Genomic DNA, 15,938 nt, shown 5'->3' with positions numbered 1-15,938 from the left:
CTTCCATGATGCGAAGGTCGGAATTATTAAGATAAATAACAAATTATTCCCCCAGTAAATTTCTACTGAGCCGAATTTATGTGTCGCTACCGACAAATTTCCCTTGCTTTATCCGAAGAGTTTAAACGTAAAAGGTCGCAATCCATTTGAATTGCGACCTTTATAATTCTTGTATGCTATGACTGAAGGGCAACTTTTAGCCCAATGATGCAATGTGCTTGCAGAGACCTGACTTCAAGTTAGCTGCTTTGTTCTTATGAATGATATTGGTCTTAGCAAGTTTGTCAAGCATCTTCTGCACTGTAGGATATTGCTTTACAGCTTCGTCCTTGTCGGTAATGGAGCGCAGTTTGCGAACCGCGTTACGCATAGTCTTTGCGTAGTATTTGTTATGCAGAGATTTTGCCTTGTCCTGGCGGATTCTTTTGAGTGATGATTTGTGATTTGCCATCTTTACTTTCTCTAATTGTTTGTATCGTAGTCCCTAGGGGAATCGAACCCCTCTTGCAAGAATGAAAATCTTGTGTCCTAGCCGATAGACGAAGGGACCATGCTGTTTTAATTGCGGGTGCAAAGGTAGCGCATTTATTTTATCCTGCCAAATTTTCCTGCTTATTTTTTATCAAAAGCTTATTTTTTTGTACTTTTGTATGTTTTAAGTTAGGTTATGTTGGTAAAAACAGCTGCTGTGGTACTGCGAAGCATTAAATATGGTGAGTCTTCGCTCATCGTAGATGTCCTTACTGAAAAGTCGGGGCGAGTGTCTTTCATCGTGCGCGTTCCCAAGACTTCCAAATCGAGAGTTAAGAAGCAATATTTCCAACCTTTGACAATCCTTGATTTGGAATATTTCGATCGTGCTCGGTCCACCCTGCAGCATATCCGCGATGCGCGTATCGCTGTTCCTTATTCCACCATTCCATTTGATCCGATAAAGTCGAGTTTGCTTTTCTTCCTTTCCGAATTCCTTTTTTATGTAACGCAATCCGAGCAGGAGAACGCCGCACTGTTTCGTTATATAGTGAATAGTTTGGAGTGGCTCGACGCTTCTTCTGAAGGTCTTGCCAACTTCCATTTGCTTTTCATGGCACGTTTAAGCAGGTTTGTTGGTTTTTATCCTAATCTTACGACCTATCGGGAAGGTAGCTTTTTTGATTTGCGTAATGGTTGTTTCTCTCCGAAAGCACCGCTTCATACCGATTTCCTTTCATCTGCAGACGCAACCTTTGTGATAAATCTAATGCGTATGAATTACGAAACGATGCACCTTTTTAAGTTTACACATGAAGAGCGCAACCGAATCGCCGCTCTCATCCTTTATTATTATCGTTTGCATATCCCCAATATGCCCGAGTTGCGAAGTTTTTCGATCTTGAAAGATGTTTTTTCGTAAGCATCTGTTCATCCGACAAGTTTTAATTGTCATAAAAATTTATGCGACCCTTGTGGCTTTTCCCCTGTTGTTTCGGTTCTATAACATCGCCACCTCGAACTGACCGGGCTGATACTATGCGGTAAGTCCTTCGCTTTTTTTTATCGGTATCGGTCGCAAGTATGCTAAGTTGCGTATTCCGTTGCCTCACTTTGCTTGCTTGACTTTGCTTTTTAGCGTCATAAGGTGATATGGCAGTCGGAAAATACTGAAGTGGCGCCATCTTGCCGACCGAAGTGGCAGTGCTCTAATCCCCACTTTAAGTAAAGCTGATGACACCCTGTATTTCCTCTACCTGTCCATCATCTTCCGGCTTCTCGGGGGTAGTCTTCAGTTCTTTTATCATCTGCTTTGTGCGCTTGTAGGTTGGCGTGTTTTCTATGGCAAGGATGATGTCCTCGTTGTCCAAATCTTCTTGCGAGAAAAGATAGATGTGTGGGCGACGTTTGTACTGCGAGTTGTTGTTGTCCTTGTAATAACGCTCCCTTCGGTCTCTGCGTTCTGCCTTTCGTTCTTCTTCCTCTGCGATGCGTGCTGCCTCTTCCTGCGAGTGCTTGAGGAGATGACTGTTCATTCCGTCCACGTCTTCGATGCCGAAACCTGTGGCAAGCACGGTTACTTTTACTTTCTTGTCGAGTGCGGGGTCGAGTGCCAGTCCCCATTTCAGTTCGAAACCGTCGCTGAATCGTCCCATGAAATCATTGATATCGTTCATCTCCTCCATTGTCAGTCCCGGATTCTCCTGTCTGTCGCTGCTGAAATTGATGGATAGCAATATCTTCTTCGAGTTGTAGATGTCATTCTCGTTGAGCAATGGGGAGTTGAGCGCGTCTTCAATCGCTTGCTTCACTCTGCCTTCTCCTTCGCCATAGCCGGTGCTCATGATGGCTACACCACCATCCTTTAGCACTGTTTTCACGTCGTTGAAGTCAAGATTTATCAGTCCGTGCACCGTGATAATCTCTGCAATGCTCTTCGCTGCTACGCTTAACGTGTCGTCAGCTTTTCCGAAAGCATCAAGCACGTTCATCTCCGGATAGATTTCGCGCAATCGCTCGTTGTTGATAACCAGCAAGGCATCAACATGTTTTGCCATTTCTTCTACACCATCGAGTGCCTGATCGATCTTCTTGTCGCCTTCAAATCGGAAAGGAATGGTTACAATTCCCACGGTCAAGATACCCAGTTCTTTGCTCACTCTGGCAATTACAGGTGCTGCTCCGGTTCCGGTTCCGCCTCCCATTCCTGCTGTGATGAATGCCATTTTTGTGCCATCGTCGAGCATTTTCTTTATGTCTTCTATCGTGTCTTCTGCCGCTTGGCGTGCTTTGTCCGGTTTATTTCCGGCACCAAGTCCTTCTTTGCCTAATTGCAGATGGATGGGTACGGGAGAATCGTTGAGGGCTTGTGCATCGGTATTGCAAAGAACGAACGTTACTTCGTGAATGCCCTCTTTGTACATGTGATTAACGGCATTGCCACCACCGCCACCAACTCCTATAACTTTGATGATACTGTTCTGTTCGGTTTCCCCAAAATCAAGAATATCTAATTTATTATTGTTATCTGCCATAACCTTTTGTTCTTTTTTTGTTTTCCAATCTAAAACATCTCTTCATGAAGTTCATCAGTCTTCAGGCTCAAGGATGGAACCTCCAAACTCTTTGATTTTACGCTGTAATTTTCCCCAGAAGCTGTTTTTGCGTTTCTCTTCTTCTTCCTTGCGCAATCTTTCTTTTTCTTCTTCCTTTCGCTTGCGTTCTTCTTCCTCCTGTTTTCTCTTGTTTGCTTCGGCTTTTTCTTTCTCAGCAGCAGTCAGTACTACGCCTTGACCTATTTCCGGTGCCCTTCGAGGTGTCTGATGAATATCCGTGGTACTTGAAGTTGTTGCCTTGTTTTCGTCGAAAAGGTTTTTATCCGGATTGATGGGTTCGCCGGCGCAGTTCATGTCTCCCTTTGCCAGTAGTCCAAGGATAGTGTTCATGGTTCCGTTCTTAGCGTTGATATCCGAATCGCCGGTGGTGATGGTCTGTGCGACGAATTTTGCCATTCTAACCTTGCTTACATGCGTGTGATTACGGAAAGCCTGCTCAATGTTCTTCAGGTTTGAGCCTCCGCCGGTGAGGATAAAGCCTCCCAGCAGTTTGTCGATGAATTCCGGTGGTATCTGATAGATTACGTTCTCTATGATTTCTTCCACTCGTGCCTCGACAATCTCTATGAATTTTCTACTTTCTACAGTTCTTTCCGCATCTATGGAGTAGTTAAGGTTGTTGTCGATGTCGTTGTTCTCTGTGAATGCGCTGGCGTATTTCAGCTTCATTGCCTCCGCGTCTTTCTCTTCCATTTGCAGACTGGCTATGTCTTTCGTTATGTTTGCGCCTCCGAGTGGTAAGACAGCAAGGTGGCGGAGGATGTTCTTGTGATAAACGGATATGGTGGTGGTGTCTGCTCCCAAGTCCACAAGTACGCATCCGCCTCGTTTTTCCGCTTCTGTCAGTACGCTGTCAGCCAATGCCAGCGGAGCAAGGTACATCTCCGCAATGGCGATGCCTGCTTTCTCGAAGCAGTTATTGAGGTTATCGTAGAATGATTTGCGCCACAATATGTTTAGGAAGTTTCCTTCCAAGTGGCTTGCTTTTATGCCAACGGGGTCGATGGCGTATTGATTGTCCACTTTGTATTCCTGTGTGGCAGCGTCCAAAATCTCCTGATCCTGATAAGTCATGTTGCGGTTAGCGTCCATCAGTTCGTTTATCATGTCTCCGGTGATGATGGTGTCGTTTGGCAATTCTTTGATGATGACATTCCTCACGCTGCGAATCGACTGTCCTCCCACGCCCACATAGACATGTGAGATTTCGTGTTTCAGTTGTTTCTTGAGTTTTGCGATGATGTTGGTTAAGCACTGCCCTGTCTTGTCGATGTTATAGACTACGCCTTTGCGGATGCATTGTGAGGCGTTTTCTTTGACAACGGCGTTCACAGAGATACTTCCGTCAAGGTTCTTCTTGCCGGCAATTCCCGTAATCTTTGATGAGCCCAGTTCAATGGCTACAATGAATTCTGCCATATACGTATATATTATTTTTCTTTTTCCTTTATTCTGTTGCCTCGTTTGTTTCTTCCGGCTTTTCTTTCTTTACCGTTTCTTCTTTCTTTTCTGTTTTCACTGTATTGACTTCTTGCCGATTTTCAGTCTCAGTTCTTCTCTTACAGATGATTTGGTTGTCGAATTCGACGTTGATGTAGGAATATTTGTTCCATCCGGCGTGTGCGAGTCCATAGCGATAGAATTTCTCCAGTCGTGTTAGTTTTTTCTTTGCGAACTCACTTACAGATTTCTCGTTTGCCGATTTTCCTTTTTTCGTGGGTAAGAAGCCTAAAAAAGCGATGTGTTCTCCGACGCGTGGGACGATTTCTATTCCCCGATCTTCGCGCACATTGATTTGTTCTATTTGGTTAAGCCAGAAGTTTGATTGACTGATTGTCTTCGCGAGTGGGGCGATACCATATCGTGCGAACCACTGACTAATGTTTCCCGATGCGATAATCAGGTCGCTTGTGTATTTTGAGTTAGGCAAGATGCCCCCGTTATCATCAAGATAATAATCATCTCCATTCTCGCTTTTTATTCTGATGATGGGCATCCGTTGTGAAATTGTGATGTTTACGTGTCCGTTTTCCGTAACGTAACATTCTGCGGTGTTCACGAATGGCCCCACCTTCAGTGCTTCCTCAATCTTGCGTGGCTCTATGAATTTTAATTGTTTGTTTAGCGGATAGAGTTCTTCTTTTACGAGGATTTTCTTTATTTCTTCCGCGCTTAGGAAGCCGGAGTTATTGGAATCGGATATATTGATATCCACTTTCGTGCAGATACGATTGGTTTTGTCCGGCGTGTTCCAAGCAGTAACCGCCATGACAAGATAAATTGCCAAGATGACATCCAATGTTCCGATGATGATCTTTTTCCAATGTATCTGCATTTCTTATTTTTTTGCTTTGATGATTTTCGCTATTTCGGGGACATAGTTATCTAAGTTTCCTGCGCCCAATATCACTAACACGTCAAAATCTCTGCTTTTTACAAAGTCCAAGACCTCATCCTTAACGATCATTTTTCGTTCTATGCCTTCTTTCAGGTTTTCGAAGATAAGTGCGGAGCTAACTCCTTTGATTGGTTCTTCGCGCGCCGGATAGATTTCCGTCAGCACCACTTCGTCGAAATGGCTTAACGCGTTGGCGAACTCTTTGTGGAAATCTCTTGTTCGTGTGTAGAGATGAGGTTGGAATATCACCGTAATCTTACGGTTGGGATAAATTTCCTTCAAGCTTTCTGCACTTTGGATGATTTCTTTCGGATGATGTCCGTAGTCAGAGACCAACACATGCCGGTCATTCTTGATTTTGAAATCGAACCGGCGATCCACTCCCGCGTAGGTTTTCATGCCGTTCCGCAATTCATCGGCGGTACATCCGTTTAGTTGTGCCAAAGCCATGGCTGCGATGCTGTTTTCTATATTGATGGGAACGGGTTGTCCTAATTCTATGTTGTTTACGTTTTCGATGGGCGAAACGAGGTCAAAGCGAATGGTTCCATTCTCCATCTTGATGTTCTCTGCGTGGAAATCGCCTTCGTTTCGTGCGTAGTCATATACGGTTACGCTCGGTTGTGGATGTGGTCTCATTTCCAATTCCTTGTGTATCACCAAGACTCCACCCGGTTGTATCAGTTCCGTATAGTGTCGGAAGCTCTCAAGATAAGCCTCTTTCGTTCCATAGATGTCCAAGTGGTCGGGGTCGGTGGAGGTGATGACGCTCATCCACGGTCGAAGCCAATGGAATGATCGGTCGAACTCATCTGCTTCAATCACCACGTAGTCGCTCTTGTCCGAGAGGATGTAATTTGTGCCGTAGTTCTTTGAAATTCCTCCGAGGAATGCATTGCAGTCAAGATGGCTTTGGTGCATGATGTGGGCACACATGGAGGATGTGGTTGTTTTGCCGTGCGTTCCCGCGAAACATAGTCCTTTGTGTGTCTGTGTTAATCGTCCCAATACTTGGGCGCGCTTTTCCGTTTCAAATCCGTTTTCACGAAAAAAAGCAAGTTCTTTGTGCGTGGATGGAATGGCAGGGGTATAGACTACTAACGTGGAGTTTTTCTGTTTGCACTCCTTGGGTATGAAATCCGGATTTTCCTCGTAATGTAATCTTATGCCTTCTTGCTCCAGTTTGCGTGTAAGGTTGGTGGGGGTTTTGTCGTATCCGCCCACTACAAGTCCTTTTTGGCGGAAATAGCGTGCGAGTGCGCTCATGCCAATGCCTCCCGCACCGATAAAGTAAACTGCTTTTATGTCTTTGAAGTCCATTTTTAATTCTGTTTTATCAGTCTCAACACTTCATCCGCGATGATGTTTGCCGAGTTCTCCAGTCCCATTTTTCTGACATTCTCACTCAGATTCCTAAGTTTTTCATCATCGGCAATGGTATTCAATGCCAGTGCGAGCAATGTTTCCGGTGCGTCGGCATCTTTGGTGAATAATGCCGCGCCCTTCTTTACGAGAGCCATGGCGTTTTTTGTCTGATGGTCTTCTGCCACGTTTGGGCTGGGCACGAGAATGACCGGTTTCCCAATGAGCTGAAATTCGCTGATGGAACTTGCTCCGGCACGGCTGATTACCAAATCGGCAGCTTTATAGGCGGCGCCCATGTCGCTGATGAAATCCGTTACTTTCAGGTTGGGAAGTTCTTTCCCTTTTAGTGTTTCGAGGATGCTTTGATGATAATATTTCCCCGTTTGCCATATAAATTGTACGTCGGCTTTGGCGGCTATCAAGTCCTGATGCTCCAGCATTGAGCGGTTGATGGTGCGTGCTCCCAGACTTCCACCCACCAGCAAGATGGTTTTCTTGTGCGGATCCAACCCGAAGCTCTTGCGTGCTTCTTCCCGACTAATTGTTGTTTCGAGGATGTTCTGTCGTATGGGGTTTCCGGTCATGATGATTTTCTCCGCCGGGAAGAAGCGTTCCATGCCCTCGTAAGCCACGCATATCTTTCGTGCTCTCTTGGCAAGCAGTTTGTTGGTAACGCCCGCGTATGAGTTTTGTTCTTGAATTAAGCATGGGATGCCCATTTTTGAGCATTCGTAGAGCGTTGCTCCACTGGCATATCCGCCAACTCCTACTGCCACTTGGGGCTTAAACTCTTTGATAATTCTTTTTGCCAGTCGCAAACTCTTCCATAATTTTATGAGAACGCTGAAGTTTTTTAGTTTGTTGGCTCTGTTAAACCCCTTGATAGGTAAGCCTTTTATCTCGTATCCTGCGGCAGGAACGCGCTGCATTTCCATTCTGCCCTCCGCTCCGACGAAGAGAATTTTCGCTTCCGGGCACTTGGCTTTTAGGGCATTTGCTATGGAGACGGCAGGGAAGATGTGCCCGCCTGTTCCACCTCCGCTAATGATGATTCTTAAATCTTTATTCATTGCTCTATACTATTAACTTACAAAGTTAATCATTTTTTTTCTCTTATTGTAATTTTACTCCTCTTTTTATTTTCTCTAAGATTTTGCGAGTGAAAAAACATTGTTTGTAACCAAGAATTATTCTGTTTGTTTTCAAAAGCTTAGCTTTCGCATTCCAAAAGCTTAGCTTTTACATTGCAAAAGCTTAGCTTTTACACCGCAAAAGCTTAGCTTTTAAAATGGAATGTATAAGTGTTTGATAATCAGTGGGAAAAATGAGCCCTTCTTTCTCTTTCTGTTTGCTAATTTTCTCCTGTGTCCCGGGTGATAATAAATTGTCATTGCGAATGCTCGCCTTTGGCGGTAAAACATCCGATTCTTTATGTGTGAGCAATTGTTTGTTCGGAGATGTTATTGGAAGGCATTGAGACATTTCTCGTGTCTCCCGCCCTCTGTTTGGCAAATCGGCTGATGCTGAGCAGTGCTCCAATGTAAATGCAGTTGATGATGGTTGATGTTCCACCTTTGCTGATGAGTGGAAGTGGCTGTCCGGTTACGGGCGCCAGACCTACGGCAACCGCCATATTGAACAGTGCCTGAGTTACCAACAGGAACGAGATGCCCATGGCAAGAAAAGCCGGAAAGGAATTTTCGCATTTGTTGGCTATTTTGCCTGTTCTGAAGAGTAGCACGATATAGAGCAGTGCCACTAAAGCCGCGCCCACGATGCCCGTTTCCTCGATGATGATGGCATAGATGAAGTCAGAGAATGCCTGCGACAGGAAGTCGCGTTCGGTGGAGTTGCCGGGACCTTTGCCCACAACATTCGAAGAGGCAATGGCGATGTTGGCGTGTCCCACTTGAGCGTCTTTATCCAAGTCGAAGTCTTTTGGCGCAACATATTTATTGTCGAAAAATTTGTATATGCGAGCTTTCCATGTGTCGGCGCGGTGGAAGAGCTTGTCGATGGTACCTTCTTCTTTCTGTGTTTCCTGTATAGTCTGCTCTGTGAGGGTTTGTTTCGGATTTGTTGCAGCCTCGTTGTTCCCCACCAACATGATTAAGGCAAAGCAGAACACCGCGAATAACGCACATACACCAAGCAGTTTTCCTATTTGCTTCAAGGGGACTCGTCCCACGAACATCATCAATAGCACCGTTAGCGATATGAGCATCGCCGTGGATAAATTCTCGAAAACAATCGGACCAATGATGAAAGCCGACACGATGAGGATGAAACGAAACGCTTTCTTGTCAGCTCCTTTGTCGGTCTGCATGGCACTTAAGATTTGTGAGATGGCAAGCACGAGCGCACCTTTTCCCAATTCCGATGGTTGGAATTGTATGCCTAAGAACGATATCCAGCGATTGGCTCCGTTGGTGGTTTCTCCTGCCAGCCAAACCCATATCAATAAGATAAAAGAGGCGAAGAGCAAGATGGGTGTGGCGAGTTTGAAGTAACGACACTTTATGTTCATGACTACAATCATCATGAACCAGCCCACGGCCAATGTACCGACATGCTTGAGGATGGGATTCCAATAGTTTCCGCCTTTGTAGGATAAGGAACTTGAGGCAGAGTACACCTCGATGATGCTTATGATACAAAGAAAGAAGAAGACCATCCAGATGACCTTGTCGCCTTTGAATATGTTGTTAATCGACCTATTGTTCATTGATGTTGATAAGAGATTTTTCTCACTTGTTGTTTGTAGTTCTTAAAGTGCTTTTACCAGCGACTTGAACTGATCGCCACGATCTTCCATGTTCTTGAAAAGGTCGAAGCTGGCACAGCATGGACTCAACAATACGGTGTCGCCTGCTTTTGCCATGTCGTAACAAGCCTTTACACATTCTTTCATGGAATGAGTGTCGCGAATGGGTATGCCGAGAGAATCGAAGTTGTCGTGCAACTTCTTGTTGTCGGCACCTAAATAAACCAATCCCACGCACTTCTTTTTCACCAAGTCCTTGATGGCATTGTAGTCGTTCCCCTTGTCTTTGCCTCCGATAATGAGGATGGTGGGCGTTCTCATGCTCTCGAGCGCATACCAGCAGGCGTCCACGTTGGTGGCTTTCGAGTCGTTGATGTATTGCACGCCGGCCACCTTACACACCTTTTCCAATCTGTGTTCCACACCGGGGAAGTCGCTTAAACTCTTGCGTATGCTCTCTTTTCTTATGCCACTGATATTTGAGGCAATGCCCGCGGCCAAAGAATTATAAATGTTATGTTTCCCCGTTAGCGAGAGAGCCTCCTGCTCCATGTTGAAAGGAGTGGGCTTTTCTATCGTGTATTGCCCTTCCTCGATGTATCCAATGCTGCCTTTCTCCTTGAGTTCGGAGAATGGATATTGTACGGCTTTCACATCGAACTTCTCCAACTCTTTCTTGATAACGGGGTCGTCGTTCCAATAAATGAAGCTGTCGTCTTTGGTTTGGTTTCTGATGATGCGCATTTTTGCATCGGCATAGTTCTCAAACTTGTATTCGTAACGATCAAGATGGTCGGGAGTTATGTTGAGCAAAATGGCGATGTTCGCACGGAAATCGTACATGTTGTCGAGTTGAAAGCTACTCAACTCTATGATATAATATTCGTGTGGGTCTTCGGCAATTTGTAAAGCCAGACTCCTTCCGATGTTACCTGCAAGCCCGACATCGTAACCTGCGTCTTTGAAGATGTGATATATCAGACTTGTTGTCGTGGTCTTGCCGTTGCTTCCCGTGATACAAATCATCTTGGAATCGGTGTATCGCCCGGCAAATTCTATTTCGCTGATGATGTGTGTACCTTGTTTGATAAGTTTCTGTATCATCGGTGCTTCTTTCGGAATGCCCGGGCTCTTGATCACCTCGTCGGCATTGAGAATCTTCTCCTCAGTATGATGTCCCTCTTCCCACTCAATGTTGTGGTCGTTCAACATCGTTTTGTATTTGTCCTTTATCGAAGCCATATCCGATACAAACACATCGAAGCCCTTGACCTTTGCGAGTATGGCGGCACCTGCACCGCTTTCTCCTGCTCCTAAAACAACTATTCTATTCATATTCTTCTATCTTATCTTCAATGTTATAATGGTCAGTGCGGCAAGAATGATGGTAATGATCCAAAAACGAATGGTTATCTTGCTCTCATGAATGGCAGAGTGGGGCGTCTTTATCAGATAAGTGCACTCCGGATCTAACTGACTCTCTTGTGTGCGGAAATTGTCGTGAATGGGAGTACGCTTGAATATGCGACGCTTAATGCCTTTGCGTTTTCCCGTCTTGAAGTAATATACTTGAATAATCACGCTCAGACTTTCCACAAAGAAAATTCCGCAGAGGATGGGTAATAACAATTCTTTGTGGATGATGATGGCTCCGACAGCTATGATGCCACCGATGGTAAGGCTTCCGGTGTCGCCCATGAACACTTGCGCGGGATAAGCGTTGTACCAAAGGAAACCTATCAGCGCACCGATGAATGCCATGAAGAACACTACCAATTCTTCGGAGTCGGGAATGTACATGATATTTAGATAAGCCGCATATTCTATATGACTGCTGACGTATGCCAATATGCCCAGCGCAACCCCGATGATGGCTGAGTTTCCCGCGCACATCCCATCCATTCCGTCATTGAGATTGGCACCGTTGGAAACTGCCGTAACCACAAAGATGGTCATAATGACAAATAATATCCAGCCGGCAGCGGTTTTGTGCTTACCGCAAAACGACATAATCCCGGAATAATCAAGATTGTGATTCTTGATAAAGGGTATTGTTGTCTTGAGCGTCTTTTCGGCTTCATCTTTGTGTTTCACCACAATCTCCTTGTCGTTTTTATTGCTCACTTCTACATTGATGTTAGCCTTAACATCAGGAGAAGCCCACAAAACCAGCCCGACTATCAAACCAATGGTAAACTGTCCGATAATCTTGTACTTCCCTTTCAGCCCATCTTTATTGTGTTTGAATATCTTTATGTAATCGTCCATGCCACCGAGGAATCCCAGCCAAATCGTGGTGATAACCATTAGGATGAGATAGATGTTGCGTAGGCGACCAAGCAACAATACCGGGATGAGCAAAGCCATAATAATGATAATTCCCCCCATAGATGGAACACCAATTTTGTTGATGCCAAAAGGGTCAATGCTCGCGTCGCGTTGGGTTTCGGTGATTTGTTTGCTCTTCAAGTATTTAATAAACTTTTCACCAAACCATGCGGATATTACCAATGCCAGTATCAATGCCAGTATGGCGCGGAAACTGATGTAGCCCCATAAGTGGGAACCGCTGATGCCAAAATGATCGAGCCAACGGAAGATGTAGTACAACATAATATCTTTGTCTTTTTGTTTATGACTGCTTTTTTGCTTCTTTTTTTCGAGAGAGCTATTTAGTGCCGAATATCTCCTTTACTATCTCGTGGTCATCGAAGTGATGTTTCACACCCTTGATTTCCTGATAGGTCTCGTGCCCCTTGCCGGCAATGAGAATAACGTCTCCTTTCTCTGCCATCATACATGCCGTGCGGATGGCTTCGCGCCGGTCTGTGATGCTGATTACTTTTTTCTTCTGGGTGTTGTCAAGCCCTTCCAGCATATCATCGATAATGACTTGTGGATCTTCGTCTCTCGGATTGTCGCTGGTGAGAATGACTTTGTCGCTCCGTCTCACGGCTTCTACCGCCATTAGTGGTCGTTTTCCCTTATCGCGGTTGCCTCCGGCACCACATACGGTAATCACCTTTCCACCTTTACCGTCAAGTACGTCATGGATTGCCATCAACACGTTTTCCAATGCGTCCGGCGTGTGAGCGTAATCCACCACGGCGGTAATGCCTTCAGGTGAGTTGATGGGTTCCAACCTGCCATTAACGCTCTTCAAGGTGCTGAGAGCCAATAGTATGTCATCGGGCTGTTTGCCCAACATGATTGCGCATCCATAAACCGCGAGCAGATTGCTCACGTTGAACTTTCCGATAAATTGCACACCCACTTCCTTGCCGTCAATCTCAAGGTACATGCCTTCAAAATGACTTTCGAGTATTTTTGCGCGGAAATCCGCCATTCGCTTGATGGAATAGGTTTTGATTTTTGCCTTGCAATTCTGAACCATTACCATTCCGTTCTTATCATCTGCGTTGGTAATGGCAAAGGCGTCTTTTGGTAATTCATCGAAAAACATTTTCTTGGCGTTTCGATAATTCTCAAAAGTCTTGTGATAATCAAGATGATCTCTGGTAAGATTGGTGAACAACCCACCCGTGAATTTCAATCCGCCTATCCGTCTTTGGTGAATGGCATGACTGGAACACTCCATGAAGGCGTATTCACAGCCGGCTTCCACCATCTTTTGCAATAGTTGATTGAGTTCTATGGGATCCGGAGTGGTGTGGTCGGCAGGTACTTCCACATCGTCAATGTAGTTGCACACTGTTGATATGAGTCCGGTCTTTGCTCCGAATTTCCGAAACATATGGTATAACAATGTCGCTATGGTCGTTTTTCCGTTCGTTCCCGTTACTCCCACCAGCTTGAGCTTGCGCGATGGATTTCCGTAGAACGTTGTCGCCACATTGCCAACGGCTTCTTCAGTGGATTTTACTTGAATGTAGGTTACATTGTCGGCAGGCTTTTCGGGCATGTCTTCCAACAAAACAGCCGTAGCTCCCAACTCTATTGCCTTTGAAATGAAGCGATGCCCATCCGTTTGCGTGCCTTTTACGGCAATGAACATCTGACCTTTCTCTATTTTGCGACTGTCAATGTTGATGCCTGTAATCTCGACATCATCTTTTCCCTTTATGTTCAGGGGTCTTACAGACTTCAGTAAATCATGTAGTTTCATAGTTTTCATCTTTAACTATATCTTTTTTGAAATAGCGTGTGTTGATTATCCGAGCGATAACACACAAACCATTCCTTTTCTTATCTTTTCTCCGGTTCCAATCGACTGCCTGAGTACTTTCCCCCTGCCGTTGATTCTCACTTTTAATCCTTTCTTTTCCAGCATAAAAACAGCATCTCTGGCTCCCATTCCGCGGACGTCGGGCATCGAATTGCTTGCGTTTGTGGGTTGCCGGGTAAGTCTCATGCCGTTTTTGTCGCTTTCCATGCTTCCCCAAATTGGCGCTCCGAACGGATAAGCACCGTTCCAACCATTCTTGACGTTGAAGCCTAAACTGTTGAGCACATAGTCCGTTGCAAGCAGATTCCCCAATTTTACGGTTGGGATGAGGCTCGACAAGGAGTCCTTTGCATCCGTAACGCTGAGTTTTAAGCTCTGTGCCATGATGCCTTCAGCAATGTTATGGAATACCAAACCACTCATTCCGCCTCCGGAAGCAGGTAGTCCCGATTTCTGAATGCAGACAATGCAACTGTACCGTGGGTTGTCGGCGGGGAAATAACCGGCAAAGCTCAGCAGATAGTTGGTAACCCCGGATTTATACCCCAGTGCTCCTTTCGACATCTGTGCCGTACCGGTTTTTCCGGCTACTGCAAATTTGTCCGAACCGGCACGCTTACCTAATCCCTCTGAAACCACTTCGGTCAGTATTCGCTGAATTTGCGTAATCGTGGATTCTTTCGCTATGCTTTCGCGTACTACCTGTGGCGGATAATCTATGAGTACTTCTCCATTTTTTACCACCTGTTTTACGAAACGCGGTCTCACCATTTTTCCGTTGTTGGCAATGGCATTGTAGAAAGTAAGCGTGGAAATTGGGGGTACTTGCGTTTCATAACCAATGCTCATCCATGGCAATGCCGTTGCACTCCAATTGGTGTATTGGTTATGTTTGTTCTTATGTGGCATTCGAATGATGGCGGGGGAATAGCCGATGATGGGGATTTTCAGATCGTCTGCCAATCCCAATTTGTAAATCCCTTTTACGAACTTTTCCGGGTTTTTGTGATAGTGCATATCGATGATGCGACTTACCCCCACGTTGGAACTGTACTTTAGTGTCCACGGCAGCATAAGTGTGCCATAACCTCCGCGTCGCCAATTGTGATCTTTCATGTCGCGACCGTACATATTCCATACGCCACCACCTGTTTCCACCATGTATGTAGTGTCGGTTACACCTTCATCAAGTGCAACCATGATGGAAGCTGTCTTGAAAACAGAACCCGGTTCCAGTAAGTCGCTTACCGCATGATTCTTGATTTCGCGGTATTCGCCATCATCGCACTTGTCGAGATTTACGATGGCTTTGATGTCTCCGGTTGCCACCTCCATGACAATTGCCACACCCACGTTGGCATTGATGTCTTTCAATTCGTTTACGAGAGCACGCTCGGCAAGGTCTTGCATCCCCACGTCTATTGTCGTAACGATGTCGGCGCCGTCGATAGGTGGTGTGTCGGTGATATCAAGAAACTTGTTTCTTACTTTTCTGCGATGCTTTATTCCGTCAGTTCCGCGAAGAATCTTGTCGTAATAAAGTTCCAGTCCGCATCTTGCCGTATCTTTCGCGCCATAAAGGTCGCCCACGGTGCGTTTCGCTAACGATCCGAATGGTCGTCTGCGTGCATTGAATTCCTCCCAATGGAATCCGCTCTTATATATAGAAAGGTGGAATATGGGGAGTTTCTGTACCTCCTTGAATGTATTGTAGTCAATGCGTTTCCCATAGATGGGGAAGTGGCGTCGGTTCGCTTCCATTGCTTCCATCAATTCTTTCTTGAAACTCAATGCCGGTTTCTCCGGGAATAGTTCGTTCAAACCATTTGCGATGAAGTTGATGCTATCCATGAAAGCTGTGTCGTTTCCTGCCTTTTTTAAGGCATCGAAGTCCATGTATATTTTAAATTCCGGCAACGAGCTTGCCATAAGCTCCCCATCGGCACTGAGAATGTTTCCGCGCGTGGGAATTATGGGAACGCTGTCTTTTTTCTGTTTCTCCGATACTTCCATCCAATAATTTCGTTTTACGGTCATGGTATAGACCGCTTTGCCGAGTATGCTTATTGAGCAAAGCACCATTACGATGGCGATGACGCTGTACCGGGGAATGATTTTTCTGTTATTGAATTTGCTCAT

The 15,938-nt window shown here is 45.4% G+C and carries 12 protein-coding genes and 1 tRNA gene; 1 reads left to right on the top strand and 12 read right to left on the bottom strand.

Features of this window, described 5'->3' with window-relative positions:
• Window positions 1-196 precede the first annotated feature (196 nt).
• On the bottom strand, window positions 197-451 hold the full coding sequence (rpsT, locus tag ETF27_RS04240) for a 30S ribosomal protein S20 (RefSeq protein WP_130830231.1): 255 nt from the start codon (window positions 449-451) through the stop codon (window positions 197-199).
• A 27-nt stretch (window positions 452-478) separates the two neighbouring features.
• A tRNA-Glu gene (locus tag ETF27_RS04235) sits at window positions 479-550 on the bottom strand.
• A 117-nt stretch (window positions 551-667) separates the two neighbouring features.
• Here ETF27_RS04235 and recO point away from each other — a divergent pair.
• Entirely contained in the window at window positions 668-1,393 is a 726-nt protein-coding gene (gene recO, locus ETF27_RS04230; protein WP_130830230.1) for a DNA repair protein RecO, read from the top strand.
• A gap of 298 nt (window positions 1,394-1,691) precedes the next feature.
• Here recO and ftsZ read toward each other — a convergent pair whose 3' ends face one another.
• The 10 genes from ftsZ to ETF27_RS04180 form a co-directional block, all read right to left on the bottom strand.
• A complete protein-coding gene (gene ftsZ, locus ETF27_RS04225; protein ID WP_130830229.1) occupies window positions 1,692-3,005 on the bottom strand; it encodes a cell division protein FtsZ in 1,314 nt (437 codons plus the stop codon).
• Between the two features lie 54 nt (window positions 3,006-3,059).
• Window positions 3,060-4,505 carry a cell division protein FtsA gene (gene ftsA, locus ETF27_RS04220; RefSeq protein WP_130830228.1) on the bottom strand — a complete coding sequence of 482 codons (1,446 nt, stop codon included), beginning with the start codon at window positions 4,503-4,505 and terminating at the stop codon, window positions 3,060-3,062.
• A 28-nt stretch (window positions 4,506-4,533) separates the two neighbouring features.
• Window positions 4,534-5,421 carry a cell division protein FtsQ gene (locus ETF27_RS04215; RefSeq protein WP_130830227.1) on the bottom strand — a complete coding sequence of 296 codons (888 nt, stop codon included), beginning with the start codon at window positions 5,419-5,421 and terminating at the stop codon, window positions 4,534-4,536.
• Between the two features lie 3 nt (window positions 5,422-5,424).
• Complete coding sequence (murC, locus tag ETF27_RS04210) at window positions 5,425-6,804, bottom strand: UDP-N-acetylmuramate--L-alanine ligase (protein ID WP_130830226.1); 1,380 nt, start codon at window positions 6,802-6,804, stop codon at window positions 5,425-5,427.
• Between the two features lie 2 nt (window positions 6,805-6,806).
• Window positions 6,807-7,919 carry an undecaprenyldiphospho-muramoylpentapeptide beta-N-acetylglucosaminyltransferase gene (murG, locus tag ETF27_RS04205; protein ID WP_130830225.1) on the bottom strand — a complete coding sequence of 371 codons (1,113 nt, stop codon included), beginning with the start codon at window positions 7,917-7,919 and terminating at the stop codon, window positions 6,807-6,809.
• A 359-nt stretch (window positions 7,920-8,278) separates the two neighbouring features.
• On the bottom strand, window positions 8,279-9,574 hold the full coding sequence (locus ETF27_RS04200; RefSeq protein WP_147785526.1) for an FtsW/RodA/SpoVE family cell cycle protein: 1,296 nt from the start codon (window positions 9,572-9,574) through the stop codon (window positions 8,279-8,281).
• 42 nt (window positions 9,575-9,616) lie between these two features.
• On the bottom strand, window positions 9,617-10,948 hold the full coding sequence (gene murD, locus ETF27_RS04195; RefSeq protein WP_130830223.1) for a UDP-N-acetylmuramoyl-L-alanine--D-glutamate ligase: 1,332 nt from the start codon (window positions 10,946-10,948) through the stop codon (window positions 9,617-9,619).
• A 6-nt stretch (window positions 10,949-10,954) separates the two neighbouring features.
• Entirely contained in the window at window positions 10,955-12,226 is a 1,272-nt protein-coding gene (gene mraY / locus ETF27_RS04190; protein WP_147785525.1) for a phospho-N-acetylmuramoyl-pentapeptide-transferase, read from the bottom strand.
• A 55-nt stretch (window positions 12,227-12,281) separates the two neighbouring features.
• The gene (locus ETF27_RS04185) at window positions 12,282-13,739 is read right to left on the bottom strand and encodes a UDP-N-acetylmuramoyl-L-alanyl-D-glutamate--2,6-diaminopimelate ligase (protein ID WP_130830221.1); all 1,458 of its coding nucleotides are present in this window, start codon (window positions 13,737-13,739) and stop codon (window positions 12,282-12,284) included.
• Window positions 13,740-13,784: 45 nt separating this feature from the next.
• The gene (locus tag ETF27_RS04180; RefSeq protein ID WP_130830220.1) at window positions 13,785-15,938 is read right to left on the bottom strand and encodes a penicillin-binding protein; all 2,154 of its coding nucleotides are present in this window, start codon (window positions 15,936-15,938) and stop codon (window positions 13,785-13,787) included.

Origin of the sequence: Prevotella brunnea (assembly GCF_008016795.1) — a bacterium.
GTDB lineage: Bacteria > Bacteroidota > Bacteroidia > Bacteroidales > Bacteroidaceae > Prevotella > Prevotella brunnea.
Note: the sequence above shows the minus strand (reverse complement) of the source record. Positions and strands in the feature narration are given on the sequence as shown.

What these genes read in the sequence shown, in the direction of transcription:
- ftsZ (WP_130830229.1), bottom strand. Translation starts at nt 3,005, where the DNA reads ATGGCAGATAACAATAATAAATTAGATATTCTTGATTTTGGGGAAACC.
- rpsT (WP_130830231.1), bottom strand. Translation starts at nt 451, where the DNA reads ATGGCAAATCACAAATCATCACTCAAAAGAATCCGCCAGGACAAGGCA.
- ETF27_RS04185 (WP_130830221.1), bottom strand. Translation starts at nt 13,739, where the DNA reads ATGAAACTACATGATTTACTGAAGTCTGTAAGACCCCTGAACATAAAG.
- recO (WP_130830230.1), top strand. Translation starts at nt 668, where the DNA reads ATGTTGGTAAAAACAGCTGCTGTGGTACTGCGAAGCATTAAATATGGT.
- ETF27_RS04180 (WP_130830220.1), bottom strand. Translation starts at nt 15,938, where the DNA reads ATGAGCAAATTCAATAACAGAAAAATCATTCCCCGGTACAGCGTCATC.
- ftsA (WP_130830228.1), bottom strand. Translation starts at nt 4,505, where the DNA reads ATGGCAGAATTCATTGTAGCCATTGAACTGGGCTCATCAAAGATTACG.
- murD (WP_130830223.1), bottom strand. Translation starts at nt 10,948, where the DNA reads ATGAATAGAATAGTTGTTTTAGGAGCAGGAGAAAGCGGTGCAGGTGCC.
- ETF27_RS04200 (WP_147785526.1), bottom strand. Translation starts at nt 9,574, where the DNA reads ATGAACAATAGGTCGATTAACAACATATTCAAAGGCGACAAGGTCATC.
- mraY (WP_147785525.1), bottom strand. Translation starts at nt 12,226, where the DNA reads ATGTTGTACTACATCTTCCGTTGGCTCGATCATTTTGGCATCAGCGGT.
- murG (WP_130830225.1), bottom strand. Translation starts at nt 7,919, where the DNA reads ATGAATAAAGATTTAAGAATCATCATTAGCGGAGGTGGAACAGGCGGG.
- murC (WP_130830226.1), bottom strand. Translation starts at nt 6,804, where the DNA reads ATGGACTTCAAAGACATAAAAGCAGTTTACTTTATCGGTGCGGGAGGC.
- ETF27_RS04215 (WP_130830227.1), bottom strand. Translation starts at nt 5,421, where the DNA reads ATGCAGATACATTGGAAAAAGATCATCATCGGAACATTGGATGTCATC.